Annotated in this window: 21 protein-coding genes; 12 read left to right on the top strand and 9 right to left on the bottom strand. The window is 66.8% G+C overall.

Translation table 11 applies throughout. The features are described 5' to 3' along the window. The first annotated feature begins 47 nt into the window (after positions 1-47). Positions 48-1,088 (top strand): MBL fold metallo-hydrolase, encoded by a 1,041-nt coding sequence (locus tag QFZ42_RS27065; RefSeq protein WP_307703922.1) that lies wholly within the window; start codon positions 48-50, stop codon positions 1,086-1,088. A gap of 130 nt (positions 1,089-1,218) precedes the next feature. On the opposite strand, the gene QFZ42_RS27060 is transcribed toward QFZ42_RS27065, so the two are convergent. Both QFZ42_RS27060 and QFZ42_RS27055 read right to left on the bottom strand, forming a co-directional pair. Further along, entirely contained in the window at positions 1,219-1,476 is a 258-nt protein-coding gene (locus QFZ42_RS27060; RefSeq protein ID WP_307703921.1) for a hypothetical protein, read from the bottom strand. 23 nt (positions 1,477-1,499) lie between these two features. Beyond that, positions 1,500-2,264: an SDR family NAD(P)-dependent oxidoreductase gene (locus QFZ42_RS27055; protein WP_307703920.1), complete on the bottom strand. Its 765-nt coding sequence runs from the start codon at positions 2,262-2,264 to the stop codon at positions 1,500-1,502. A 205-nt stretch (positions 2,265-2,469) separates the two neighbouring features. Between QFZ42_RS27055 and QFZ42_RS27050 the strand changes: the two genes are divergently transcribed. Both QFZ42_RS27050 and QFZ42_RS27045 read left to right on the top strand, forming a co-directional pair. Next, complete coding sequence (locus QFZ42_RS27050) at positions 2,470-3,069, top strand: nucleotidyltransferase domain-containing protein (RefSeq protein WP_307703919.1); 600 nt, start codon at positions 2,470-2,472, stop codon at positions 3,067-3,069. Then, a complete protein-coding gene (locus tag QFZ42_RS27045; RefSeq protein WP_307704335.1) occupies positions 3,038-3,505 on the top strand; it encodes a hypothetical protein in 468 nt (155 codons plus the stop codon). Before QFZ42_RS27050 ends, QFZ42_RS27045 begins: the two co-directional genes overlap by 32 nt. Positions 3,506-3,523: 18 nt before the next feature. On the opposite strand, the gene QFZ42_RS27040 is transcribed toward QFZ42_RS27045, so the two are convergent. Both QFZ42_RS27040 and QFZ42_RS27035 read right to left on the bottom strand, forming a co-directional pair. Further along, complete coding sequence (locus QFZ42_RS27040; RefSeq protein ID WP_307703918.1) at positions 3,524-3,994, bottom strand: hypothetical protein; 471 nt, start codon at positions 3,992-3,994, stop codon at positions 3,524-3,526. Next, positions 3,991-4,761, bottom strand: a complete 771-nt coding sequence (locus QFZ42_RS27035) for a Crp/Fnr family transcriptional regulator (RefSeq protein ID WP_307703917.1) — start codon at positions 4,759-4,761, stop codon at positions 3,991-3,993. Before QFZ42_RS27035 ends, QFZ42_RS27040 begins: the two co-directional genes overlap by 4 nt. An 84-nt stretch (positions 4,762-4,845) precedes the next feature. Between QFZ42_RS27035 and QFZ42_RS27030 the strand changes: the two genes are divergently transcribed. From QFZ42_RS27030 to QFZ42_RS27000, 7 genes are all read left to right on the top strand, one after another. After that, positions 4,846-6,801 (top strand): AMP-dependent synthetase/ligase, encoded by a 1,956-nt coding sequence (locus QFZ42_RS27030; RefSeq protein ID WP_307703916.1) that lies wholly within the window; start codon positions 4,846-4,848, stop codon positions 6,799-6,801. Continuing rightward, positions 6,798-7,583, top strand: coding sequence for an ABC transporter ATP-binding protein (locus QFZ42_RS27025; protein ID WP_307703915.1), 786 nt, complete (start codon positions 6,798-6,800; stop codon positions 7,581-7,583). Before QFZ42_RS27030 ends, QFZ42_RS27025 begins: the two co-directional genes overlap by 4 nt. 165 nt (positions 7,584-7,748) lie before the next feature. After that, positions 7,749-8,678: a branched-chain amino acid ABC transporter permease gene (locus QFZ42_RS27020; RefSeq protein WP_307703914.1), complete on the top strand. Its 930-nt coding sequence runs from the start codon at positions 7,749-7,751 to the stop codon at positions 8,676-8,678. Between the two features lie 89 nt (positions 8,679-8,767). Then, positions 8,768-9,832, top strand: a complete 1,065-nt coding sequence (locus tag QFZ42_RS27015; protein WP_307703913.1) for a branched-chain amino acid ABC transporter permease — start codon at positions 8,768-8,770, stop codon at positions 9,830-9,832. A 51-nt stretch (positions 9,833-9,883) separates the two neighbouring features. Continuing rightward, positions 9,884-11,215, top strand: coding sequence for an ABC transporter substrate-binding protein (locus QFZ42_RS27010; RefSeq protein WP_307703912.1), 1,332 nt, complete (start codon positions 9,884-9,886; stop codon positions 11,213-11,215). Positions 11,216-11,305: 90 nt separating this feature from the next. Next, positions 11,306-12,121: an ABC transporter ATP-binding protein gene (locus QFZ42_RS27005; RefSeq protein ID WP_307703911.1), complete on the top strand. Its 816-nt coding sequence runs from the start codon at positions 11,306-11,308 to the stop codon at positions 12,119-12,121. 344 nt (positions 12,122-12,465) lie between these two features. Then, positions 12,466-13,713 carry a phenylacetate--CoA ligase family protein gene (locus QFZ42_RS27000; protein ID WP_307703910.1) on the top strand — a complete coding sequence of 416 codons (1,248 nt, stop codon included), beginning with the start codon at positions 12,466-12,468 and terminating at the stop codon, positions 13,711-13,713. Here the strand turns inward: QFZ42_RS27000 and QFZ42_RS26995 are convergent. The 3 genes from QFZ42_RS26995 to QFZ42_RS26985 all read right to left on the bottom strand — a co-directional run bounded on the left by QFZ42_RS26995 (position 13,704) and on the right by QFZ42_RS26985 (position 16,876). Continuing rightward, positions 13,704-14,741 carry a hypothetical protein gene (locus QFZ42_RS26995; protein WP_307703909.1) on the bottom strand — a complete coding sequence of 346 codons (1,038 nt, stop codon included), beginning with the start codon at positions 14,739-14,741 and terminating at the stop codon, positions 13,704-13,706. The two genes, QFZ42_RS27000 and QFZ42_RS26995, sit on opposite strands and share 10 nt — an antisense overlap. Positions 14,742-14,922: 181 nt before the next feature. Further along, on the bottom strand, positions 14,923-15,492 hold the full coding sequence (locus QFZ42_RS26990; RefSeq protein ID WP_307703908.1) for a type 1 glutamine amidotransferase domain-containing protein: 570 nt from the start codon (positions 15,490-15,492) through the stop codon (positions 14,923-14,925). A gap of 193 nt (positions 15,493-15,685) precedes the next feature. Beyond that, positions 15,686-16,876 (bottom strand): M48 family metalloprotease, encoded by a 1,191-nt coding sequence (locus QFZ42_RS26985; RefSeq protein ID WP_307703907.1) that lies wholly within the window; start codon positions 16,874-16,876, stop codon positions 15,686-15,688. 203 nt (positions 16,877-17,079) lie between these two features. On the opposite strand from QFZ42_RS26985, the gene QFZ42_RS26980 reads away from it, so the two are divergent. Continuing rightward, positions 17,080-18,054 (top strand): tripartite tricarboxylate transporter substrate-binding protein, encoded by a 975-nt coding sequence (locus QFZ42_RS26980; RefSeq protein WP_307703906.1) that lies wholly within the window; start codon positions 17,080-17,082, stop codon positions 18,052-18,054. A gap of 79 nt (positions 18,055-18,133) precedes the next feature. Here the strand turns inward: QFZ42_RS26980 and QFZ42_RS26975 are convergent, their stop codons facing one another. Further along, entirely contained in the window at positions 18,134-20,251 is a 2,118-nt protein-coding gene (locus tag QFZ42_RS26975) for a PQQ-dependent dehydrogenase, methanol/ethanol family (RefSeq protein ID WP_307703905.1), read from the bottom strand. A 152-nt stretch (positions 20,252-20,403) separates the two neighbouring features. Here QFZ42_RS26975 and QFZ42_RS26970 point away from each other — a divergent pair, with 152 nt between their 5' ends. After that, positions 20,404-21,684, top strand: coding sequence for a helix-turn-helix domain-containing protein (locus tag QFZ42_RS26970; protein WP_307703904.1), 1,281 nt, complete (start codon positions 20,404-20,406; stop codon positions 21,682-21,684). Positions 21,685-21,722: 38 nt separating this feature from the next. Here the strand turns inward: QFZ42_RS26970 and QFZ42_RS26965 are convergent, their stop codons facing one another. After that, positions 21,723-24,185, bottom strand: a complete 2,463-nt coding sequence (locus tag QFZ42_RS26965; protein WP_307703903.1) for a membrane-bound PQQ-dependent dehydrogenase, glucose/quinate/shikimate family — start codon at positions 24,183-24,185, stop codon at positions 21,723-21,725. Positions 24,186-24,293 lie beyond the last annotated feature (108 nt).

The following is a 24,293-nucleotide window of genomic DNA, read 5'->3' as shown; positions in this document are numbered from 1 at the left end:
AGAATGGCGTCTCCACCACAGGCCGCACCGACGGCACGGAGACACCGATGGCACAGCGCACGAATTCCAAGACCGGCTTTCTGCTGAAGACAACCGCCCTGGCAGCGGTTGTCGCCCTGGCGCAGGGTTGCGCGCAGACCGCGGCACAGCGGCAAGCGCCGTCGAATGCCACCGTGGCCACGCATGTCGCGGTCGCCACGCGCGCCGCCGGCCCCGATCTGACGGCACTGCTGACCCTCTGCCAACCCGCGCCCGCCGCGCGGCCGCCGCAGGCCGAACTGGACAAGGGCCTGGCCGCGTTCATCGCCAGGCCCGCACCGCCGCCCGGCCAGGCTTTCGACAACCTGTATTTCGTGGGCGCCGACTGGGTCAGCGCCTGGGCCATCAAGACCTCGGACGGCATCATCCTGATCGATGCGCTCAACACGCAGGCCGAAGCCGCGGCGCTCATCGAGGGCGGCATGCGAAAGCTGGGTCTCGACCCGGCGCAGATCAAGTACGTGATCGTCACGCACGGCCACGGCGACCACTACGGCGGCGCGCCCTACCTGGCACAGAAGTACCGTGCGCGCGTGGTGATGAGCGAAGCCGACTGGACCATGACGGAGACAAGGCTCGAGTTCGCGACGCCGATCTGGGGCGCGCCGCCTAAACGCGGCGCAGGCGATGTTTCGGCAAAGGACGGCGACCGCATCACGCTAGGCGACACCAGCGTCACGCTCTACCTCACGCCCGGCCATACGATGGGCACCCTCTCTCCGGTGTTCGAGGTGACCTCGAACGGCCAGAAACACCGCGCCATGCTCTGGGGGGGCACGGGCTTCAACTTCGGCAAGGACGTGCCGCGGCTCGACGCCTACATCGGCGCCACGCAACGCATGGGCGCGATCGTGCAGACCCAGCGCATCGACGTGCTGTTGTCGAACCACTCGAACATCGACGGTTCGCAAGCCAAGCTGGCCGCGCTGCGGCAACAGCCCGCACCGGCGGCGAACCCCTTCGTGCTCGGCACGCCGACGGTCGAGCGGGCGCTCGCGGTCATGGGCGAATGCGCGCAGGCGCAGCGCGACAGGTTCTTGCTGCAGTAAGCGGGACTTGCTCCTTCCCCCTCCGAAGGCTGGGATGGGGGCGGCCCCGCATTCAGCGCTGCGCGGCAGTTGATGCCGCCGTGCCCCCACCCCGGCCCTCCCCCGGAAGGGGAGGGGAAATACCGCCGGCTCAGTCGGGCGTGAACTTCTTGTTGAAGATGTCCACGTCCGATGCCAGCTCGAACGTTGCCACCTGCCCCATCTTTCCATCGCTGAGGCGGCAGGCGGAGAACAGGCTGTAGCGGCCCTTGAAGTAGAACTCGTCCATCACGATCAGCGCGTACGGGTACGGCACGAACACCTGATGCTCGAAGATGACGCGGTGCACGTTCCTCGGCGAAGGAAAGAGCTTGTAGTCGTTGGTGTCGATCGACTTTGCAGTGGCCATGGTGTGCTCTCTTTTGTTCGGGCTCAGGCCGGGTCGCGCACGTCGGCCACGGGGTTGTGGCCGAAATCCGCGCGCGCCAGGTACTTGAGCACCTTGGCCGCCGCGGTCTCGGCGCTGTCGAGCACGCCTTCGTTCTTCAGCTTCTCGAAGCGGGCTCGGTCCGGAAACTTCTCGGCCGATGCGCCACGCAATTGCACCTGCATGTCGGTGTCGATCACGCCCGGTGCGAGCGAGACGATGCGCGCGCCGTTTGGCGCCTTGGCTTCCTCGAGCGCCACGGCGCGCGAGAAGTGGTCCATGCCCGCCTTGGCGGCGCAATATGGCGCCTGGCTGCCCATGGCGTTGCGGCCCAGGCCCGACGAAATGTTCAGCACCTTGCGTGCGCCGCGCCATTCGCGCGTGGCGCCAAGGAAGGCGGCCGTGAGCAGCATCGGCGCTTCAAGCCCGATGCGCAGGGCCTGCGACAGCTCGGCGCCAACGGCGCTCGCCAGCGGCGCCGGGTTGCCGACGGTGCCGGCGTTGTTGATCAAGGTCACGCTGTCGAAGCGCTGCGGGTCGATGGCCCCGAGCCAGGCCGAGACGCGCGCCGACGCCGCGAGCGGGTCGGACAGGTCTTGCTCCCATTGCGTGAGCTCGGCGCCGGCCGCTTTGGCCAGTTCGGCCAGCTGCGGGTCTTGCCGGCGCGAGATGCCGAGCACGATGTGGCCGGCTTGCAGCAGCTGTTCGGCCATGGCACGGCCCAGGCCGCGCGAAGCGCCGGTAATGAGGGTGAGATGAGATATGGGCATCGTGCGATGAAAGTGAAAAGGAAACTTGGCTGCCGTTGATCCGGGCAGAACCATTCGAGGATTGCGGCAAATATAGAAGATGCTCGTTATTCGCATCCTCGGACAAAAGGCGCGACCCACCTCGATGTAGATTCGACGTCGCCGTAGACTATTTGACGCCACCGTAGCCCAATCGACTACACTGACGTCAAACTACACCCTTCCGATGAACGAGTCCATCCTCGCAGAACTGTTCGGCGGCGTCGCGCGCTTTCGTGCGCTGCGTTCACTGTTCGCCGAACCCGGCCGCGGCTTCGGCCAGCGTGAGCTGGCTGCCGAAGCCGGCATCGACCCCGGCAACGTGGCACGGCTTCTCAAGCGCTGGGTAGCCGTGGGCCTGGTGCAGCGGCATCAGCAAGACGGCTTGCCACGCTACTACGCCAGTGCCGATCCGAGCCTGGCCGCTCTCGCCACGCTGATGCAACAAGACAGCCGGCTGATCCGCACGCTGCGCGACGCCCTGTCCCCCGTGGCCGGAGTCGAGGTGGCCGTGGTATTCGGTTCGGTCGCGGGCGAACGGACTCATGCCGGCAGCGACATCGATGTGCTTGTGCTCGGCACCGCATCCGAACTCAAGCTGAATGCTGCGCTCAAGCCTGCGGGGCGGAAGCTGGGACGACCGGTGCACGCCACAGCCTTTGCCATCGATTCATTCAGAAAACAGTTGCGCGCTGGTGAGAGCTTCGCACAGGCCGTCGCTCAAGGACCGCGCATGTCACTCATCGGAGACTTTGATGTTGAGATCCTTCAAGCAACTGGCCGCTGAGCCTGGGGCGCCGCTGATGTCCCAACCGGCGAACGCCCGCGACGTGGTGGCTTGGCTGCAGCAAGCCCAAGTGAAACTGCAGGACGCGCGCCAAACCGCGGTGTCTCCCGGCACGCGCATGGATGCAGCCTGGGATGCCGTGCTGCTGAGCAGCCTGGCGGTGGCCTGCGCCGAGGGCTGGCGCGTCACCAGTGATCGCGGCCACCACGTGGTGGCCTTTGAAGGCGCTGCGTGCGCTGTCGGCCTGGGTCAGGCGCGCTTCGATGCCCTGGATGCATTGCGCGACTGGCGCAATCGCAAATACCGCGCTGGATTCGTGAGCACTGTCGACGAGGCGAACGAAGCCGTGGCGTTGGCGGAACCTTATCTCACCGACGCAGCGGCCTGGTTCGCAGCCACCCACGCCGCATTGATGAAGCGGGGACTGGCCCCTTGAGTCCCGGGGTGATGGGCATCAGCCCACCCTGAACTGCTTCCTCAAGAACGCCCGGTGCCGCGCGATGTGCTGCAGCTGCGCGGGCGCGACGGTGCCGCCGAGGTCGACCTCGTCCGCACCGTTGAGCACCGCATTGGCATGCGTCATCGCGCGTGCGACGACTTCTTCTTCGCTGACGCCGAGCTGCGCCGCGAGGTCCAGCGCCACGCGCCGCATGGCGCGCTGCGAGAGCATCCACATCGCGCCGAAGCGGTCCCACGCCAGAGCCGCCTCTTCGGACTTCTCGCGGTCCGCAAGGATCTCGCTGAGCGGCTTGGCCAGTATCGCGTCGAGCGCGTCGATCTTCTCGGTCAGCGCCTCGTTGCGCGCGATGGCTTCCTGCAGCGTCGGCCCGTTGTCTTCGGTCTTCGCCTTAGGGACGTCGGGCGGTGGAATGAAGGCAGCTTCCGCATTCGCGGGCACCACCTGGAGCTGGTCTTTGAGGGTCATGAGGTTTCCGTTTCCGCCGAGGCGTTCTTCTTGTTCGACATTGCGGTCGCGCGCAGGCCCGGCAGGTCGAGCACGCGCAGGCCACCGTACTCCACCCGGATCAACCCCTGCGCCGAGAGGCCGTTGAGCGCCTCGTTCACACGCTGGCGCGAAAGGCCCACGAGGTAGGCCAGCTCCTGCTGCGTGATGCGCAGGACTTCGCCCACGCCCGGGTACAGCACCGGGTTGAACAGCGACACCAGGTTGCGCGCCACGCGTGCGTCGGGGTTGTTGAGCCGGTCGATCTCCAGCGCCGCGATGAACTGGCCGAGCCGCTCGTTGAGCTGGTTCATCACGAAGCGGTTGAAGCCGATGGAATGGTCCAGCAGCCAGTGAAAGCTGTCGATAGGCAAGCCCGCCACCACGCTGCGCCGCAGCGCCTGGATGTTGTAGCGGTAGGGTTCGCGCTTCATCACCGTGCCTTCGCCGAACCATCCGCCCGGCGGTATGCCGGCGTAAGTGACGGAGCCGCCGTCGGCATTGTCGTTGCTCATCTTGAGCAGGCCCTCGACCACGCCGAACCAGTACGTGGGCGAGCGGCCGACGCGGCAGACCAGGTCGCCGACCTCGGCCTCGCCGACCACCAGCGCGGCCTCGGCGCGGCGGCGCTCGGTGGGCGTGAGCGCGAGCAGCCACGGAATGCCTTCGAGCTCCACGGCATTGGGGGAACGCGCACGGTCCTTGATCGAAACGCCATGCAGGCTGTGGTTTGAATGGCCGTGAAGCATCGGGAAACTCCGGGGAGTAGTGTCCCTAGGATTGTCGTTGGAACGACAACCCAGCGTCAAAGTGGGGCCTACGATCCGCCCACTGTGCAAACCACCGCCCCCACCTTTCCCCGTCTGCTGCTCGCGCACGCCCAGGCTCGGCCCGAGTCGCCCGCCGTCCGCGAGAAAGACCTCGGCATCTGGCAAACCTGGAACTGGAGCGCCGTCGCCCAAGAGGTGCGCGAGATGGCCTCTGGCCTCGCGAGCCTGGGCTTCAAGCCCTTCGACAACCTGGCCATCGTGGGCGCCAACCGCCCGCACCTGTACATGGCGGTGCTCGCGGCGCAGAGCCTGCGCGGCGTGCCGGTGCCGCTCTACCAGGACGCGGTGGCCAGCGAAATGGTCTTCATGCTGCAGGACGCGGCGATCGATTTCGTGATCGTCGAAGACCAGGAGCAGGTCGACAAGCTGCTCGAATGCCGCGAGCTCCAGAAAGAGCAGCAGCACGGTATCCGCCACATCATCTACGACGATCCCAAGGGCCTGCGCCACTACGAGCAGCCCGGGCTCATGAGCTACGAGCAGCTGCGCGAACTGGGCCGCGCCTTCGACAAGGCCAATGCCGGCTACTACGACCGCGCGGTGGCGAGCGGCGAAGCCACCGATGTCGGCGTCATTCTGTATACCTCGGGCACCACCGGACGTCCGAAGGGCGTGTGCCAGACGCACGCGAGCTTCATCGCGGCGGGCCGCGGCGGCGTGGAGACCGACAAGCTCGGCCCCGGCGACAACATCATGAGCTACCTGCCGATGGCGTGGGTGGGCGACCACCTGTTCTCGGTGGCGCAATGGCTGGTGGGCGGCTTCACGCTCAACTGCCCCGAGTCGTCCGAGACGGTGATGAACGACATGCGCGAGATCGGCCCGAGCTACTACTTCGGCCCGCCGCGCACCTTCGAAGGCTTGCTCACCGCCGTGTCGATCCGCATGGAAGACGCGGCGGCGCCGAAGCGCTGGCTCTATGCGAAGTTCATGGCGCTCGCACAGCGCGTGGGTGCCGACATCCTCAACGGCGCCTCGGTGGGCACGGGCGACCGGCTGATGTACGGCCTCGGCAACCTGCTGATCTACGGGCCGCTGCGCAATGTGCTGGGCATGAGCCGCATCCGCGTGGCGTACACCGCGGGCGCGGCCATCGGGCCCGACCTGTTCCGCTTCTATCGCTCCATCGGCGTCAACCTCAAGCAGTTCTACGGCCAGACCGAGACCTGCGCCTACGTGTGCCTGCAGCAGGACGGCAAGGTCAAGCTGCAGACGGTGGGCACCGCCGCGCCGGGCATCGAACTGAAGATCGCGGACGACGGCGAAGTGCTGGTGCGCGGCGTGTCGGTGCTCAAGGAGTACTACAAGCGCCCCGACGCCACGGCCGAGGTGCTCGATGCCAACGGCTACTTCCACACCGGCGACGCGGGCGTACTCGACAGCGAAGGCCACCTGCGCATCATCGACCGCGCGAAGGACGTGGGCCGGCTCGTGAGCGGCGCGATCTTTGCGCCCAACTACATCGAGAACAAGCTCAAGTTCTTCCCGCAGATCAAGGAAGCCGTGTGCTTCGGCAACGGCCGGAGCGAGGTCTGCGCAGCCATCAACATCGACTTCGAAGCCGTGGGCAATTGGGCCGAGCGGCGCGGCCTCGCCTACGGCGGCTACGTCGACCTGGCCGGCAAGCCCGAGGTGCTGGCGCTGATTGCCGAATGCATCGGCAAGGTCAACGCCGACCTCGCGAGCGAAGACGGCATGGGCGAAACGCAGATTGCGCGCTTCCTCGTGCTGCACAAGGAGCTCGACCCCGACGACGACGAGCTCACACGCACACGCAAGGTGCGCCGCGGCTTCATCGCCGAGAAATACGCGGTGCTGCTCGATGCGCTCTACGGCGGCAAGAAAGAGCAGTACATCGAGACCCAGGTCAAGTTCGAGGACGGACGCACCGGCATGGTGAGCGCCACGCTGAAGATCGTCGAGGCCAAGACCTTCCCCATCGTGAAGGCGGCGGCATGAGCAGTAGAAAAGTCGGCGAGGTCATCCTCGACGTACAGAACATATCCTTGAGCTTCGGCGGCGTGAAGGCGCTGACGGACATCAGCTTCAACGTGCGCGAGCATGAAGTGCGGGCCATCATCGGTCCGAACGGCGCGGGCAAGAGCTCGATGCTCAACTGCATCAACGGCGTGTACTGGCCGCAGCAGGGCTCCATTACCTTCCGCGGCCAGACCTTCAAGCACATGAACTCGCGCCAGGTGGCCGAGATGGGCGTGGCGCGCACCTTCCAGAACCTCGCGCTCTTCAAGGGCATGAGCGTACTGGACAACATCATGACCGGGCGCAACCTCAAGATGAAGAGCGGCCTGCTCGCGCAGGCGCTGCGCTGGGGCCCGGCCGAGCGCGAAGAGCTGCGGCACCGCGAATTCGTCGAGCACATCATCGACTTTCTCGAGATCCAGGCGCACCGCAAGACGCCGGTGGGCCGCCTGCCCTACGGCCTGCAAAAGCGCGTCGACCTCGGCCGCGCGCTCGCGATGGAGCCGCAGGTGCTGCTGCTCGACGAGCCGATGGCCGGCATGAACGTGGAAGAGAAGCAGGACATGAGCCGCTTCATCCTCGACGTGAACGACGAGTTCGGCGCCACGATCGTGTTGATCGAGCACGACATGGGCGTGGTGATGGACATCTCCGACCGCGTGGTGGTGCTCGACTACGGCAAGAAGATCGGGGACGGCACGCCGGATGAAGTGCGCAACAACGAAGACGTGATCCGGGCTTATCTGGGCGTGGAGCACTGATCACCATGCATAAACCGACCCGGATGCATTGCTCCTTCCCCTCCCGGGGGAAGGCTGGGATGGGGGCACGACAGCCCTCGCTACACAACCGCGCCTCATCGAGCGCCGCGTGCCCCCACCCCAACCCTCCCCCGGAAGGGGAGGGAGAAAGACAAAGAAACTGACATGGGCTTTTTCCTCGAAACCCTCTTCGGCGGCCTGATGGTCGGCATGCTCTATTCGCTGATCGCCATCGGCTTCGTGCTGATCTACAAGGCCTCGGGCGTCTTCAACTTCGCGCAGGGCGCAATGGTGCTGTTCGCGGCACTGGCCATGGCGCGATTCTCCGAATGGTTCCCGCTGTGGTTCGGCTTCCAGAGCCTCATCCTCGCGAACATCCTGGCCTTCATCGCGGCCATGGCGGTGATGGTGGTGGTGGCCTGGCTGATCGAGCGGCTCGCGCTCAGCAAGCTGGTGAACCAGGAGGGCATCACGCTCCTGATGGCCACGCTGGGCATCGCCTACTTCCTCGACGGCGTGGGCCAGACGATTTTCGGCAACGACATCTACAAGATCGACGTCGGCATGCCCAAGGAGCCGCTGATGGTGCTCCAGGGCACCTTCCAGGGCGGACTGCTGCTGAGCCAGGAAGACCTGGTGGCCGCAGCGGTGTCGGCAGCGCTCGTGGTGGTGCTGGCCATCTTCTTCCAGAAGACCGCCACCGGCCGCGCGCTGCGGGCCGTGGCCGACGACCACCAGGCTGCGCAGTCCATCGGCATTCCGCTCAAGCGCATCTGGGTGATCGTGTGGTCGGTGGCCGGCTTCTCGGCGCTGGTGGCCGGGGTCATCTGGGGATCCAAGCTCGGCGTGCAGTTCTCGCTGTCGCTGGTGGCGCTGAAGGCGCTGCCGGTGGTGATCCTCGGCGGTCTCACCTCGATTCCGGGCGCCATCATCGGCGGCCTCTTGATCGGGGTGGGCGAGAAGCTTTCTGAAATCTATCTCGGCCCCATGCTCGGTGGCGGCATCGAGATCTGGTTCGCCTACGTTCTTGCCTTGGTCTTCTTGCTGGTTCGCCCGCAAGGGCTGTTCGGCGAGAAGATCATCGATCGGGTCTGAGATGAAAAGCCCCCACGCTCATCACTTCGTGTATCGCTGCCCCCCGAGGGGGAGCTCAATGCCCTTCGGGCGGCCGGACGGCCATTGATATGTTTTACAGAGAAAACGGCCAATTCAAGTCGAGCTACCGGGCCGACCAGCAGATCCTTCCGATCACGCAGGACCGCATCGCGATGCTGGTACTGCTGCTCGCGGCCTTCGTGGTGGTGCCGCTGGGCGTGTCCGACTACTGGATGCGCGCCATCCTCACGCCCTTCCTGATTCTTTCGCTCGCGGCCTTGGGCCTCAACATCCTGGTCGGCTACTGCGGGCAGATCTCATTGGGCACCGGCGCCTTCATGGCTGTGGGCGCGTACGCGGCCTACAACTTCCAGGTACGTATCGACGGCATGCCGCTCATTGCCTCGCTGCTGCTGGGCGGCCTGTGCGCCACGGTGATCGGCGTGCTGTTCGGCATTCCGAGCTTGCGCATCAAGGGCCTGTACCTTGCGGTGGCCACGCTGGCGGCGCAGTTCTTTACCGACTGGGCGTTTCTGCGCATTCAGTGGTTCACCAACAACTCGTCCTCGGGCTCGGTGAGCGTGGCGGGACTCAACGTGTTCGGCGTGCCAATCGAATCACCGGTGCAGAAGTATTTGTTCTGCCTCATCTTCGTGGTGGTGTTCGCGCTGCTGGCAAAGAACCTGGTGCGCAGCGCCATCGGCCGGGAGTGGATGGCCATGCGCGACATGGACGTGGCGGCGGCGGTGATCGGCATCCGCCCGGTGTACGCCAAGCTCACGGCCTTTGCGGTGAGCAGCTTCATCGTCGGCGTGGCCGGCGCGCTGTGGGGCTTCATTCACCTGGGTGCGTGGGAGCCGGCGGCGTTCAGCATCGACCGCTCGTTCCAGCTGCTGTTCATGGTGATCATCGGCGGGCTCGGTTCGATCATGGGCAGCTTCTTCGGCGCCGCCTTCATCGTGCTGCTGCCGCTCTTCCTGAACCAGCTGCCGGGGTGGCTGGGCTTCTCGATCTCCACGGCGCTGGCGTCGCACCTGGAAACCATGATCTTCGGCGCGCTGATCGTGTTCTTCCTGATCGTCGAGCCGCATGGCCTGGCGCGGCTGTGGTCCACGGCCAAGGAGAAATTGCGGCTCTGGCCCTTCCCACATTGATTTTTTGCGTTCGTAGAACCGGCACAGAGGTGCCCACATAAGGAGACAGGCATGAAACTGAAATCGCTCGCTCTGACCGCCGCCCTGGTGGCAAGCACCCTCGGCGCCCTGCTGGCGCCTTCGCTCGCGCAAGCGCAGGCCAAGGAACAGTTCTTCCCGCTGCTGGTGTACCGCACCGGGCCCTACGCGCCCAACGGCACGCCCTGGGCCAACGGCAAGCAGGACTACATCAAGTACGTCAACGCCACCGGCGGCATCAACGGCGTGAAGATCGCCTTCGAAGAGTGCGAGACCGGCTACGCCACCGACAAGGGCGTGGAATGCTACGAGCGCCTGAAGGGCCGTCCGGGCGTCGCGCTGTTCGACCCGCAGGCCACCGGCATCACCTTTGCGCTGACCGACAAGGTGCCGACCGACAAGATCCCGCTCATCACGCTGGGCTACGGCCTCTCCGCCTCGCAGGACGGCAGCGTGTTCAAGTGGAACTTCCCGCTGATGGGCAGCTACTGGACGGCGGCCGACATCCTCATCCAGCACATCGGCAAGAAGGAAGGCGGCATGGACAAACTCAAGGGCAAGAAGATCGCCCTTGTCTACCACGACTCGCCGTTCGGCAAGGAGCCGATCCCGCTCCTGCAGGAGCGCGCCAAGCAGAACGGCTTCGAGCTCTCGCTGATCCCGGTCACGGCGCCCGGCGTGGAGCAGAAGTCCGCCTGGCTGCAGGTGCGCCAGTCGCGTCCCGACTACGTGCTGCTGTGGGGCTGGGGCGTGATGAACTCCACCGCGCTGAAGGAGGCGGTGGCCACCGGCTACCCGCGCGAGAAGATGTACGGCGTGTGGTGGGCCGGCGCCGAACCTGATGTGAAGGACGTGGGCGCCAACGCCAAGGGCTACAACGCGCTGGCGCTCAACACCTCGGGCACGCAGCCCAAGGTGATCCAGGACATCCTGAAGCAGGTGCACGACAAGGGCCAGGGCACGGGGCCGAAGGACGAAGTGGGCTCGGTGCTCTACACGCGCGGCGTGATCATCCAGATGCTGGGTGTCGAAGCCGTGAAGCGCGCGCAGGAACGCTTCGGCAAGGGCAAGGTCATGACCGGCGAGCAAGTGCGCTGGGGCATGGAGAACCTCGCGCTCGACCAGAAGAAGCTCGACGCATTGGGTTTCTCGGGCGTGCTGCGTCCGCTGAGCACTTCATGCCAGGACCACATGGGTTCGAGCTGGGCGCGCGTGCATACCTGGGACGGCGCCAAGTGGGGCGACATGTCCGACTGGTACCAGGCCGACGAGCAGATCATCAAGCCAATGGTCAAGACCTCCGCAGAAAAGTACGCGGGCGAGAAGAAGCTGACGCGCCGCGATGCGGCGGACTGCAGTTCCTGATGACTTGACGGGCCGTGGCGGCTCGCGAGAGCCGCCATTCGAAAGCACAGCGTCTGTTCTGTTGTTCTTTCGAATGCTTCGGACCACACCATGAGCGAATCCAACAACATCCTTCTCAACGTCAACGGCATCGAGGTGATCTACAACCACGTGATCCTCGTGCTCAAGGGCGTGTCGCTCACCGTGCCCGAAGGCGGCATCGTGGCGCTGCTCGGCGGCAACGGCGCGGGCAAGACGACCACGCTGCGCGCCGTGAGCAACCTGCTCGCGGGCGAGCGCGGCGCGGTGACCAAGGGCACCATCGAGCTGCGCGGCGACCGCATCGAGGCGCTGTCGCCGGCCGAGCTGGTGAAGCGCGGCCTCATTCAGGTGATGGAGGGCCGACACTGCTTCGCGCACCTGACCATCGAAGAAAACCTGATGACCGGCGCCTACACGCGAACCGACGGCAAGGCCGCGGTGCAGCAGACGCTGGAGAAGGTGTACGCGTACTTCCCGCGCCTGAAGACACGGCGCACTTCGCAGGCGGCCTACACGTCGGGCGGCGAACAGCAGATGTGCGCCATCGGCCGCGCGCTGATGGCCAACCCGACGATGGTGCTGCTCGACGAGCCCTCGATGGGCCTCGCGCCGCAGATCGTCGAGGAGGTGTTCGAGATCGTGAAAGACCTCAACACCAAGGAACACGTCACCTTTCTGCTGGCCGAGCAGAACACCAACATGGCGCTGCGCTACGCCGACTACGGCTACATCCTGGAGAACGGCCGCATCGTGATGGATGGCGAGGCCAAGAGCCTGCGCGAGAACGAGGACGTGAAGGAGTTCTACCTCGGCGTCGGCGGTGCGGACCGCAAGAGTTTCCGCGACGTGAAGAGCTACAAGCGCCGCAAGAGGTGGCTGGCTTGAAACGTGGCTGCGTCGTTGTTCGGGGCGCGATCCCGCCGACGGGGTACCTTGCTCCGCGAATGTCCCCCGCCTTCGGCTCCTCCTTTATTTCGCTGCGCAAGGCACCCCATCAGCGGGACCGTTGGGCAGAGCGGTGGTTGATCCGCCGCACACCAGCAGCGTGCCCTGGTGCACAGGGCATCGGGGGCTCCCCGCAGCGAAATCAAGGAGGAGGCCGCAGGCCGGGGGACATTCGCGGAGGGGAGTACCCGGTGGCCTGGGCATACGCCCTGAAGGCTCCCGCATTGCATTGCGTCCACAGCCGGCGTGGTGAAAAACAGAACTGAAAGATAAAGGGTACGGACATGACCGACCACTACGACAAGCTAGAAATCCGTGACCCCGCCGAACGCGAGCGCGACCTGCTGGCCGCGCTGCCCAAGCAGGTTACGCAGGCGCAGACCGCTGCGCCCGCATTCGCAAAGATTCTCGACGGCGTGAAGCCAACGGACGTCACCACGCGCGAAGCACTTGCCAGGCTGCCCGTCACGCGCAAATCCGAACTGCTCGAGTTGCAGAAGCAGCACCGCGCCGACGATCCGTTCGGCGGCTTCTCCGCCATCGGCCGCGGCACCCGCATGCCGCGCGTGTTCGCCAGCCCCGGCACCATCTACGAACCCGAAGGCGAAGCGCGTGACTACTGGCGCACCGCGCGCGCGCTGCATGCAGCCGGCTTTCGCACCGGCGAGCTCATTCACAACAGCTTCAGCTACCACATGACACCGGCCGGCTCCATCATGGAGAGCGGCGCACGGGCACTGGGTTGCACTGTGTTCGCGGGCGGCACCGGCCAGACCGAGCAGCAGCTCGAAGCCATGGTCGACCTGAAGCCCGAAGGCTATGCGGGCACGCCGAGCTTCTTGAAGATACTGATCGAGAAGGCCGAGGAAAAAGGCCTGAAGCTCCCCACGCTCACCAAGGCGCTGGTTTCCGGCGAAGCCTTTCCACCCAGCCTGCACGACTGGATCGCCGCGCACGGCGTGAAGGGCACGCAGTGCTACGCCACTGCCGACCTCGGCCTCATCGCGTACGAAACCAGCGCGCGCGAAGGCCTGGTGATCGACGAAGGCGTGCTGGTCGAGATCGTGCGCCCCGGCACGGGCGACCCGGTGCCCGACGGCGAAGTGGGCGAGATCGTCGTGACCACCTTCAACCCCGACTATCCGCTGGTGCGCTTCGGCACCGGCGACCTCTCGGCCATGCTCGCGGGCACCTGCCCCACGGGCCGCACCAACAAGCGCATCAAGGGCTGGCTCGGCCGCGCCGACCAGACCACCAAGGTGCGCGGCATGTTCGTGCACCCTTCGCAGGTGGCGGATATCGTGCGCCGCTTTCCGGAGATCCTGCGCGCCCGCCTCGTGGTGTCGGGCGAGATGGGCGACGACCAGATGACCTTCAGGCTCGAATGCGCCGGGGCGCCCGCCGGGCTCGATGCGCGCATTGCCGATGCGGTGCGCGAAGTGACCAAGCTGCGCGGCACCATCGAGCTGGTGGCGCCGGGCACCTTGCCGAACGACGGCAAGGTGATCGAGGACGCGCGCAGCTACAAGTAGCGGCGGTAGAACCGGCGCGTGATGGCGCGCACCAACACCACCAGCACCGCCAGCAGTACCGGCACCACGAGGTAGACCGCTGCCATTGCAATGGCGAAATTCACGAGGTTGCCGCTGCTGCTGCGGCCCGAATAGCCCACGCTCGCCATCCATAGAAGCCCGCCGATCGCGAGAGCGATGCAGACAGCCTGCAGCAGAGCGACAGCCGAGACCGCCGCCGCCACGGCGCGGAAGGGATGCGCTTGCGCGGGCGCCGGTGCGGCACCGAGCCACGCGCCCCAGTACGCCAGCGCGTAGACCGCGAGCGGGACCCCGAACCAGCCGAGAAGAAGAAGCATCAGGTCCGAGTCCCTCGAGGTGTCGAACCAGCCGCTCGCGACGTGGCCGATCCACATCTGCAGCGAGACGAACATGGCGGCGATCACGAGTGCCACTGCGCGGCGCGTCGATTCGGCACCAGCGCCCGCCACTCCGGACGATTCTTCCTCGACGGCCGCGCCGCGCTCGCGCAGCGCCCACCAGGCGGCAAGCCACACGCTCGCAATGAGGACGAGCATCTGGATGACCGACTGGCCCAGCCTCGACATGGCCATGATCGAACGCAAGCCGTACACGTCGACATGCCCGTGCAGCGGGCCTCCCGGCATGAAGAGCACCTGCGCCCGGTAGAAAAGCGGCGTCAGCGCAAGGGCGTTGACGAGCGTCGCGGCAAGGAACACGGCGGCAAAGCGGCTGGCGGGGCTGCGAAGCCGCGCGATGCGGGCCGCGCCGCGCTCGTCGAGCGCCTTGCGCGCATGGCACCACGCCAGCGTGGCGGCCAGCAGCCACACCGCGGCGACACGGGACAACAGCGGAATCCATACGCCGGGCTGCGCGTACACGCTGCGCATCTGCTCGCTGTGCGGCGAGGTGGGCAGCAGCAGCACGGTCATGTTCACGATGAACTGGGCCGCAGCAATCGCCGCCGTGATCCATGCGAAATCTCGGGGCAGGCGCTGCGCGCGGTCGAACGATGGGGAGGCCGCCATAGGGAAAAATGCTTTCGCTTGCAGTGAGGCATCGCCCGGCACGGGCTGTGCGGGCGATGCGACGAAATGCGGCAAGCGTACCGGATCGCGGCGGCGATGCGGCGTGCGCTCAGTGTGCGAGCGCGGTTTCCGCTTCTTCGGACACGGGCGCGGAGAGAACTCGCCTCAAGCGATCCACCGATCAATGAATGGCGTCTTCGTAGACGAGTTCGAACAGCTTCGTCATCTCGCGATTGAATGCGGGCAGGTCATCGGGCTTGCGGCTCGTCACCAGGTTCTGGTCGACCACCACGTCCCTGTCGGCCCATTTCGCACCGGCGTTCTGCAGGTCGGCACGCAGCGAAGGCCACGACGTCATCTTCCGGTCCTTGACGCCACCGGCGTTGATGAGCGTCCACGGACCATGGCAGATCGCGGCAATGGGCTTGTCCGACTCGACGAAGGCGCGCACGAAGGCCACGGCCTTCTCGTCGATGCGCAGCGCATCGGGGTTGACGACGCCGCCGGGCAACAGCAGCGCATCGAAGTCAGCGGCGTTGGCGTCCTTCAGCGGCACGTCCACTTCGAAGGTGTCGGCGGGATCGAGGTGTTTCCAGCCGCGCACGCTGCCGTCGAGCGGCGAGACGATCTGCGTCTCTGCACCGGCGCTGTCGAGCGCCTTGCGCGGCTCGGTCATCTCGACCTGCTCGAAGCCGTCCGACACGAGAATGGCAACCTTCATTCCGTCGAGTGAAGATGAAGTGATGGGCATGGGTGAAGCACTCCTTGTTGGTGGGTTTGGGGTTTGCAACGGCAACAAGACTTCACCCTAAGACCCACACCCGGGGCGTGCATCGGCACCGACCGGGTCCGCCTGTCGGACAGTTCGACGGGCGGCAACCTTCTTTTACGACGCCGTGCCGAGCCCCGCGAGCCCGCGCAGCGGGCCCCGGGTTGGACTGCCGCTATTTGCGGCAGGTGGCCGGCAGGGCCTTGTCGGCCAAGTCGTCGCCGGCCGTGCATTTCCAGGTCACGCCGTCATCGGTGGCCGAGGGCTCCATGCGCAGCGTGCCCTTCGACTTCGGAAGTTCGACATCGACCACCATGGTGTCCGAATCGAGCGTCAAGGCCGAGCCGCCGGGCAAGGTTTCGGGAGCGCCGGCCGCCGAGAGGGAATCGGGAATCTCCTGCTTCTCCTTGTAGTAGCTGCCGAGCGCTTCGCGCACCGGCGCGGCTTCCGACCAGGCCTGCGAAACGGCCGCGCGCGACTCGTACTCCTTGTAGGCCGGAAGAGCCACCGCAGCCAGCACGCCGATGACGGCCACCACCACCAGCGCGCCCAAGGCGCCGCCGCCGGCACGGCCGGTGTAGGGCACGAAGATCGCGAGCAGATAGGCCACCGGATTGCGGCTCGGCAATTTCGCGGCCGGGTCGATCGCGCGTGCCACGCGCTTGGTGAGCCAGGGGTAGCCGGCGATCAGCTCATGGAACGAGGCCCAGAAGCCGCTGTTGCCGGCCGATTGGTTGGCGTAGCGCTGCAGATCGACGTTGCGCCATTGCTGCGCGCCGGCGGCCAATGCCACGAGCGCGCGGGGCGCGGAGTCGGCCTGCTCGCAGCAGGCGGCGCCGTGCAGGTCGCAGGTGTATTCCTGCGCCCGCGAATAGGCGGCGCCGAGCAGCGGGATCCAGAGCACCGGCGCGCGCCAGATGTGGCCCGTCAGGTGGCCGCGCCGGATATGTCCGAGCTCGTGGCCGATATAGAAGTTGATGCCGTCGGGCTGCGCTTCCATGGCGTCGACCACGTCGGACAGCAGCACGACGAAGTTGCGGCCGAAGAAACGGGTGGCAAAGGCATTGAACATGCCGTCGCCGTGCAGCAGGTAGGCATCGGGCTGGTCCTGGATGCCGAGATAGCCGCAGCAGGCCTGGAAGCGCGCATGCAGTTCGGGCAGCTGGGTGGGCGACAGCTTCACCGCCGTGCCCTTGATCCAGGCAATGACGGCCGATTGTGCGAACACGTAGCCGATGAAACCGAGCAGCACATAGACGAGCGCAATGCCGAAAGTGCCGAGCACCAGCGCCACCCAGACCAGGAGGCCGAGCACGAGCGTGATGTTGCCGAGCCAGCGCTCGCGCGGATAAACCCATGGATCCATTGAAAATTTCCTCCTCGATGCAGCATGAGGGCTGCGATGTTGTGGTTTTTTTCGCGCCTCCCCAGGCGCGAGATGCGAGCGCGAATCATGCCCGAGGAAAGGGCGGATTTCGGCACCGGCCTAAGGGCTATTCGCTATGGGTCAGGTCGTGGTCAGCCTATATGATCGCGGCCATTTTCAATTCACCCGTCTCCGGAGACATCATGAAGAAATTGCTCGCCCTTACGGCATTTGCCGCTGCCGCCGTCGGCGTTCACGCCCAGGATTTCCCCGCGGGCAAGACCGTCACCCTGGTGGTGCCGTTCTCGGCCGGCGGCCCGACCGACCGCGTGGCGCGCGACCTGGCCGAAGCCCTGCAGAAGACCCTCGGCACGACGATCGTGGTGGACAACACCGCGGGCGCCGGCAGCTCCATCGGCACCGCCAAGGTGGCCCGCGCGGCACCGGACGGCTACACGCTGCTGCTCAACCACATCGGCATGTCGACCATGCCGGCGCTCTACCGCAAGCTGCCGTTCAATGTCGAAAACGACTTCGAATACCTCGGCATGGTCAATGAAGTGCCGATGACGCTCATCGGCAAGCCGGGCCTGCCCGCCAACAACTACAAGGAACTGACGACCTGGATCGCTGCCAACAAGGGCAAGATCAACCTCGGCAATGCCGGCCTGGGCGCCGCGTCGCACCTGTGCGGCCTGCTGTTCCAGAGCGCGCTCAAGGTCGAGATGACGCCGGTTCCCTACAAGGGCACCGCGCCGGCCATCGCCGACCTGCTGGGCGGCCAGATCGACTTGCTGTGCGACCAGACCACCAACACCACGTCGCAGATCGAGGCCAAGAAGGTCAAGGCCTATGCCGTGACCACGACCAAGCGCCTGACCACCCCCGCCCTGAAAGACCTGCCGACGCTCGCCGAGTCGGGCCTGAAGGACTTCGAGGTCACGATCTGGCACGGCGTGTACGCGCCCAAGGGCACGCCCGCACCGGTGCTGAAGAAGCTCAACGACGCCATCAAGGCCGCCATGAAGGACCCGGGCTTCATCAAGCGCGAAGAAGCGCTGGGCGCCGTGATCACCACCGACAAGCGCGTCGAACCGGCCGAACACAAGAAGTTCGTTTCGGCTGAAATCGCCAAGTGGGGCCCGATCATCAAGGCCGCCGGCGTGTACGCCGACTGATCGTTTCGATTCTTCGGACAAGAAGAAAGCCGCCGGACCCTCGGGCCCGGCGGCTTTTTTCATGGTGCGGCTCCTTGCCTTACTTCGGCCGGATCGCGTCCGCCGTGCCCTGGATGAAGGCCTTGATGCTCTCGATGTCGTCGCTTGAGAGCTTGCCCGTGAAGTCGGGCATGCCGCGCGCCATGGCCGGCCCCTTGAGCACGAACTTGTCGAGGTTGTCGATGTACGCCGCGTCCATGTAGCCGAGGTTCGGAATGTTGCCGCCGCGGTCCACGCCCGGCACGCCGTGGCAGAACACGCAGTTGCTCACGTAGAGCATGGTGCCGGCCTGGACCTTGGCGGGGTCGTACTTCACGCCCTGCACCAGCGCGTCCATGCGGTACTGCACGAACTCGGGCATCTTGGCGGTGCCGCCGACCACGAAGGTGTAGACCGTGCCCGGGCCTTGCCTTTCGGTGGCGCGCTGCGCGAGGCCGTACACGCCGCCCCATCCCACCGCGACCGACACGTACTGCTTGCCGTCGACCATGTAGGTGGTGGGCGCGGCCACCACGCCGGTGCCGGTGGCCGTTTCCCACAGCTTCTCGCCGGTCTTCGCGTCGTAGGCGACCAGGCGGCCGTCGGCCGTGCCCTGGAACACGAGATTGCCCGCCGTGGTGAGCGTGCCGCCGTTCCACGGCGAGGCGTAGTCGACACGCCAGGCCTCCTTCTGCGCCACCGGGTCCCAGGCGACGAGGCGGCCGAAGGGCTTGCTCTTGGGGGGCTCGGCGTTGGCGAACATGCCGGTGTTCCAGCCCAGCGCGGCGTGCGGGCGGCCGGGGGCGTTCTGGTCGAACTTCCAGTCCTTGTCGTCCATCAGGTTGAGCGGCACGTTCTGCGCGGGCAGGTAGGCCAGGCCGGTCTGCGGGTTGAACGACATCGGGTGCCAGTTGTGCGCGCCGAAGGGGCCGGGAATGCTGTCGCCGGGCTTTTCGTTCTGGCGCGCGGCGGCGATCTCGATGGGCCGGCCGTTCTTGTCATAGCCGGTGGCCCAGTTCACGTCGACGAAATTCTTCGCCGAGATGAACTTGCCGTTGGTGCGGTCGATGACGAAGAAAAAGCCGTTCTTCGGCGCGTGCAGCAGCACCTTGCGCGCCTTGCCGCCCAGCGTGATGTTGGCCAGGATCATCGACTGCGTGGAGGTGTAGTCCCAGTTGTCGCCGGGCGTCTCCTGGTAGTGCCACACGTACTTGCCGGTGTCGGGGTTGAGCGCCACCACCGAGCCCAGGTACAGGTTGTCGCCGCCCTTGGGGCTGCGCGCCTTGTGCGCCCAGGGCGAGCCGTTGCCGGTGCCCACGTACATCAGGTTGAGCTCGGGGTCGAAGGCAAAACTGTCCCACGCGGTGCCGCCGCCGCCGGCCTCCCAGTATTTGCCGCTCGGGTCCCAGGTCTTGGCGGCGCGCGCCATCGACTCGTCCTCGAAGGGCTTGGCGGGGTCGCCGGGCACGACGAACCAGCGCCATTTCTGGTCGCCGCTCTTCGCGTCGTAGGCGGTGACGTAGCCGCGCACGCCGTACTCGGCGCCGCCATTGCCGATGATGACCTTGCCCTTGAAGACGCGCGGCGCGCCGGTGATGGTGTAGCTGCCCTTCTGCCCGTCGATGGTGTTCTTTTCCCAGACCTTCTTGCCCGTGCCGGCATCGAGCGCGATGAGGCGGCCGTCGTAGGCGGCCACGTAGACGCGGCCTTCGTACAGCGCCACGCCGCGGTTCACCACGTCGCAGCAGCCCCTGAAGCCCTTGGACTTGTCGACCTGCGGATCGAAGGTCCAGAGCCGCTGCCCGGTGCGCGTGTCGATGGCGTGCACCACGCTCCACGACGCGGTGACGTACATGACGCCGTCCACCACCAGCGGCGTGGCCTCGACGCCCCGTGTGGACTCGAGGTTGTAGGACCAGGCCAGGCCGAGCTGCTTCACGTTGCCGGCGTTCACCTGGTCGAGCTTGCTGAACCGCGACTCGGCGTAGTCGAGCCCGTAGCTCGGCCAGTCGGGCGTCTTCTGCGCCGCGTTGGCACGGATGAAGTCGCCGTTCACCCGCTTGGCGCCCGTGGGAACACGGTCTTGCGCAGTGCCGGGCGCTTGGGCCGAGGCTGTCGGTGCGCCCATGCACAGCAAGGCACCGGCGAGCACGAACAGCCCGGAGCAGATCTTTGTCATCGTGAGTCTCCTTTGTGCCGCAAGGATCGTTGGCAGCGCGCTCGCGTTCATCTTCGGGATTTCCCCAGTCCGGCGCTGTTCCATTGCGGAACACATTCGCAGGGGTCAGCGATTCCCCTCCGATTTCCCGACTTCGAGGAGCAGCGAACAGCATGGCTTTCGAAAGGCTGGGCACGGCCACCACGCCGCGCCAACTCTTTTCCAGCACGCCGGCGCAGCGCGTGGCGCTCGCGCGGCAGCAGTTTTTCGAAGAGGGCGTGCGGCCTTCGGGCCTCGTCGGCGAAGCGGTGATCCAGTCGTGGCTGCGCTGCACCCGCAACCACAGCGACCGGCAGCGCATCGTGCCGTTCGACGCGGTCACACCCAGCCGCCTGCATGCCACGCTGGGGCGCAACCGCGAGCTGCTCGAAGTGGCGCGGCAAGAACTCGCGAGCATGGAAGGCGCGCTCGCGGGCACCGATTGCCGCGTGATCCTGACCGACGGCGAAGGCGTGGTGGTGCACGTCACGCACCAGCCGGCCGCGGCGCACCAGCCGGTGCTGCGCAAGACGGCGCGCGTGGGGGTGAACATTTCCGAGCGCATGGTCGGCACCACGGCGCCGGGCATCGTGGCCACCACCGGGCAGGCCTGCACGGTGGACGGCGCGGAGCACTACTTCGACGTGCTGTCGCAGATGCAATGCGCCGCGGCACCCATTCGCGACGTGGCGGGCCGGCTCGCGGGCGTGCTCGACATCACGATGGAAGCGCGGCGTTTCGGTTTCGACGCCGCATCGATGGTGGCGCTCTACGCCACGACCATCGAGAACCGCCTGCTGCAGGCGCAGTCGCGCGACCACCTGATCCTGCGCTTCCAGGCCAGCCCCACCTTGCTGGGCACGCCCATGGAAGCACTGGCCGGGGTGGCGCCCGACGGCACCATCGCCTGGCTCAACGGCGCCGGCGCGCGGCTGATCGGCCGCCTGCCCGAGGAGGCCTGCGAGCGCGACGTCGAGTCGATGTTGGGCCACGATCTTGCGAGCCTGCTGCGCCTGCAACGGCGAGAGGCCGCGCAGCCGCTGCGCCTGGCGAGCGGCCTCGGCGTCTGGGTGCAGGCGCGGCTCAAGGCCGCGGACGGCGCGGACTTCAGGCACGCGGTGGCAATGGCCGGCGAAACCGGGGCGGCGCTCTCCATCGAGCCTGCAACCGCTCTTGGCGCGTCCGCGGCGGCTGGTGGCGCGGAACCGCTCGTGTCCGACCCCATGCAAGCGGAAGCGCCGCACGGTGAAACCCTGCGCGAGCACAGCCGCAAGCTGATCGAGGACGCACTCGCCGCGCAAGGCGGCAACGTGTCGCAGGCGGCCCGCCAACTGGGCGTGTCGCGCGGCACGCTGTACCGGCGGCTGCGCGGCTGGCGCGAAGAAGACAAGGGCAGGCCGCACGAGGTGGGTTGAGGCTTTCCCCTCTCGTCGGCGCTTGGTCGGTTGCTTCGTCAGCGCTTGGGCAGCGCGTAGGCGATCACGTGGTCGCCCGTGCGCGTGCCGAGCGACCCATGGCCGCCCGCGGCCACCAGCACGTACTGGCGCCCGTCGCCGCCGCTGTAGGTCATCGGCGTGGCCTGCCCGCCGGCCGGCAGCCGGCTGCGCCAAAGCTCCTTGCCGTTGGCGACGTCATAGGCGCGCACGTACTGGTCGAGCGTGCCCGAAAGAAAGGCCACGCCGCCGGCCGTCATGACCGGCCCGCCGAGATTGGGCACGCCCATGGCGAAGGGCAGCGGCAGGGGCGAGCTGTCGCGCACCGTGCCATTCTTGTGCTTCCACACCACCCGGCCGGTGCGCAGGTCGGCCCCGGCCACATGGCCCCAGGGCGGCGCCTGGCATGGCAGGCCGAACACCGACGTGAAGGCGCTGAGCTGCACCGCGAACGGCGCGCCGAAGTTCTCGTTGAGCGCGGGCAGGCTGTCGTTGGGGCGGTTCTTGCCCTGCACGTAGAGCGAGGTGTCGTCCTTGCGTGGAATGAGCTTCGACACGAACGCCAGCGAGGCCGGCGTGGTGAAGGCCAGCTGCCGCTGCGGATCGACTGCGATGCTGCCCCAGTTGAAGACACCGAAGTTGCCCGGGTAGATCAGCGAACCCTCGGTCGATGGCGGGGTGTAGCGGCCTTCGTACCGCAGCCGGTGGAACGCGATGCGGCAGGCCAGCTGGTCGAACACGGTGCCGCCCCACATGTCGGCCGGCGTGAGCGCGGGGGGATCGAACGACAGGTCCGACACCGGCTGCGTCAGCGAGGTGTGGTCGCCTTCGGCCGCGCCCTGCGGGGCGGGCCGTTCGTGAACCTTCACGACCGGTTTGCCGTCGCGGCGGTCGAGCACGAACAGCTCGCCCTGCTTGGTGGGCTGCACCAGCGCGGGCACCGTGTCGCTGCCGACGCGCAGGTCGACCAGACTGGGCTGCGAGGGCACGTCGTAGTCCCACAGGTCGTGGTGCACGGTCTGGAAACTCCAGCGCACGCGGCCGGTGGCAAGGTCGAGCGCCACCACCGACGACGAATAGCGCTCGGCCCCTTCGGTGCGCTTTCCGCCCCACTGGTCGGGCGGCTGGTTGCCGGTGGGCACGTAGACCATTCCCAGCGCTTCGTCGACGCTGGAAATGGACCAGCTGTTCGGCGAGTTCGCCGTGTACGTGCGGTCGGCCGCGATGGGCGCGGTGTCGTCGGGGTTGCCCGAGTCCCAGTTCCACACCAGCGCGCCGGTGTCGATGTCGAAGGCGCGGATCACGCCCGAGGTCTCTTTGGTCGACGCGTTGTCCAGCACCGTGCCGCCGACGATGACGAGCGAACGCGTCACGACCACCGGCGAGGTCGAGTAGTAGGCGCCGGGCCTCACGTTGGGCATGTTCTTCCAGAGGTCGATCTGGCCGCTGCCGCCGCCGAAGCGCATGCAGGGCTTGCCGCCTTCGGGGTTGAGCGCGATGACGCGGCCGTCGGCCGTGGGCATGAAGAGCTTGGCATCGCAGTCGCCGCCTCCGGCAGGTGCCGGCGCAGCGGGAGCTGCGGGTGAAGCAGTGGAAGCAATCGCGGGGCGGACCGCGCTGCCCGGGTCATACGAAAGGCCGCGGCAGGTCAGGTGCTGCAATGCCAGCGGGCGGCGGATCTCGGGCGTGTAGCGCCAGATCTGTTCGCCCGTGGTCGCATTGAGCGCCACCACCGACTGGTGCGGCGTGCAAAGAAAAAGCTTGTCGCCGATCTTCAAAGGCGTGACCTCGAAGGTGGTTTCCTCTGGGTCTCCGCTTTGGCCGCGCACGTCGCCGGTGCGAAAGTGCCACGCTTCCTGAAGCTGGCCCACATTGGCCGGCGTGATCTGGCCGAGTGCCGAGTAGCGCTGGCCCATGCCGTTGCCGCCATAGGCGGTCCAGTCTTCCTTCGGAGGCGCCGGGCCGGCCGGTGCCGCACTGGCAGGGGCTGCGGCCGCTGCCGTGGGCGCCGGCACGGTGCCTTCCACGCGCGTCGGATCGCGGGTCCACGAGACCGCCGCGGCGAGCAGGAAGGCCAGCAGCACCACGCCGAGGAAACCGCGCGCGGGCGCCACGCCGGCGGCGTTGCGGCGCGCGAGTGCGCGCGCCACCCAGGGCGTGAGCAGGAACACGCCGATCACGAAGAACACATCGCCGCGCGCCGCCAGCGGCCACCAGTCGAACCCGACTTCCCACAAGGCCCATGCCAGTGTGAGGGCCACCACCAGCGCATAGACCCACAGGCCCGCGCCGCTGCCGCGCGGCAGCAGCACCGCGGCAATGATGAGTCCGAGCCCCGCCGCCAGGTAGTACCACGAGCCCCCGAGCACGACGAGCCACGCGCCGGCAGCACCCAAGGCAAGCCCCGCCAGGCCGATGACGACGGCGGTGACGGTCAGCAGCGTGGAAGAAGGCGCACGAAGGCGCGCGGCGGCGTCAGGCATGGCTTGAAGCTCCTGGTTGTTGCTGGGTTCTTGGAGACTGCGAAGTCAGAACCTAGGCCAAGGCCACCGCGATGCGCGTAGGCGGTTTGCGCATGTCGCCGTGCAATG

Source organism: Variovorax paradoxus (assembly GCF_030815855.1).
GTDB classification, from domain to species: Bacteria; Pseudomonadota; Gammaproteobacteria; order Burkholderiales; family Burkholderiaceae_C; genus Variovorax; species Variovorax paradoxus_M.
This window is presented reverse-complemented; position numbering and strand designations above follow the sequence as displayed.

Bases quoted from the DNA above. Each gene is read 5' to 3' on its own strand.
- QFZ42_RS27065 (WP_307703922.1), top strand. From the start codon at position 48: ATGGCACAGCGCACGAATTCCAAGACCGGCTTTCTGCTGAAGACAACC.
- QFZ42_RS27060 (WP_307703921.1), bottom strand. From the start codon at position 1,476: ATGGCCACTGCAAAGTCGATCGACACCAACGACTACAAGCTCTTTCCT.
- QFZ42_RS27055 (WP_307703920.1), bottom strand. From the start codon at position 2,264: ATGCCCATATCTCATCTCACCCTCATTACCGGCGCTTCGCGCGGCCTG.
- QFZ42_RS27050 (WP_307703919.1), top strand. From the start codon at position 2,470: ATGAACGAGTCCATCCTCGCAGAACTGTTCGGCGGCGTCGCGCGCTTT.
- QFZ42_RS27045 (WP_307704335.1), top strand. From the start codon at position 3,038: ATGTTGAGATCCTTCAAGCAACTGGCCGCTGAGCCTGGGGCGCCGCTG.
- QFZ42_RS27040 (WP_307703918.1), bottom strand. From the start codon at position 3,994: ATGACCCTCAAAGACCAGCTCCAGGTGGTGCCCGCGAATGCGGAAGCT.
- QFZ42_RS27035 (WP_307703917.1), bottom strand. From the start codon at position 4,761: ATGCTTCACGGCCATTCAAACCACAGCCTGCATGGCGTTTCGATCAAG.
- QFZ42_RS27025 (WP_307703915.1), top strand. From the start codon at position 6,798: ATGAGCAGTAGAAAAGTCGGCGAGGTCATCCTCGACGTACAGAACATA.
- QFZ42_RS27020 (WP_307703914.1), top strand. From the start codon at position 7,749: ATGGGCTTTTTCCTCGAAACCCTCTTCGGCGGCCTGATGGTCGGCATG.
- QFZ42_RS27015 (WP_307703913.1), top strand. From the start codon at position 8,768: ATGTTTTACAGAGAAAACGGCCAATTCAAGTCGAGCTACCGGGCCGAC.
- QFZ42_RS27010 (WP_307703912.1), top strand. From the start codon at position 9,884: ATGAAACTGAAATCGCTCGCTCTGACCGCCGCCCTGGTGGCAAGCACC.
- QFZ42_RS27005 (WP_307703911.1), top strand. From the start codon at position 11,306: ATGAGCGAATCCAACAACATCCTTCTCAACGTCAACGGCATCGAGGTG.
- QFZ42_RS27000 (WP_307703910.1), top strand. From the start codon at position 12,466: ATGACCGACCACTACGACAAGCTAGAAATCCGTGACCCCGCCGAACGC.
- QFZ42_RS26995 (WP_307703909.1), bottom strand. From the start codon at position 14,741: ATGGCGGCCTCCCCATCGTTCGACCGCGCGCAGCGCCTGCCCCGAGAT.
- QFZ42_RS26990 (WP_307703908.1), bottom strand. From the start codon at position 15,492: ATGCCCATCACTTCATCTTCACTCGACGGAATGAAGGTTGCCATTCTC.
- QFZ42_RS26985 (WP_307703907.1), bottom strand. From the start codon at position 16,876: ATGGATCCATGGGTTTATCCGCGCGAGCGCTGGCTCGGCAACATCACG.
- QFZ42_RS26980 (WP_307703906.1), top strand. From the start codon at position 17,080: ATGAAGAAATTGCTCGCCCTTACGGCATTTGCCGCTGCCGCCGTCGGC.
- QFZ42_RS26975 (WP_307703905.1), bottom strand. From the start codon at position 20,251: ATGACAAAGATCTGCTCCGGGCTGTTCGTGCTCGCCGGTGCCTTGCTG.
- QFZ42_RS26970 (WP_307703904.1), top strand. From the start codon at position 20,404: ATGGCTTTCGAAAGGCTGGGCACGGCCACCACGCCGCGCCAACTCTTT.
- QFZ42_RS26965 (WP_307703903.1), bottom strand. From the start codon at position 24,185: ATGCCTGACGCCGCCGCGCGCCTTCGTGCGCCTTCTTCCACGCTGCTG.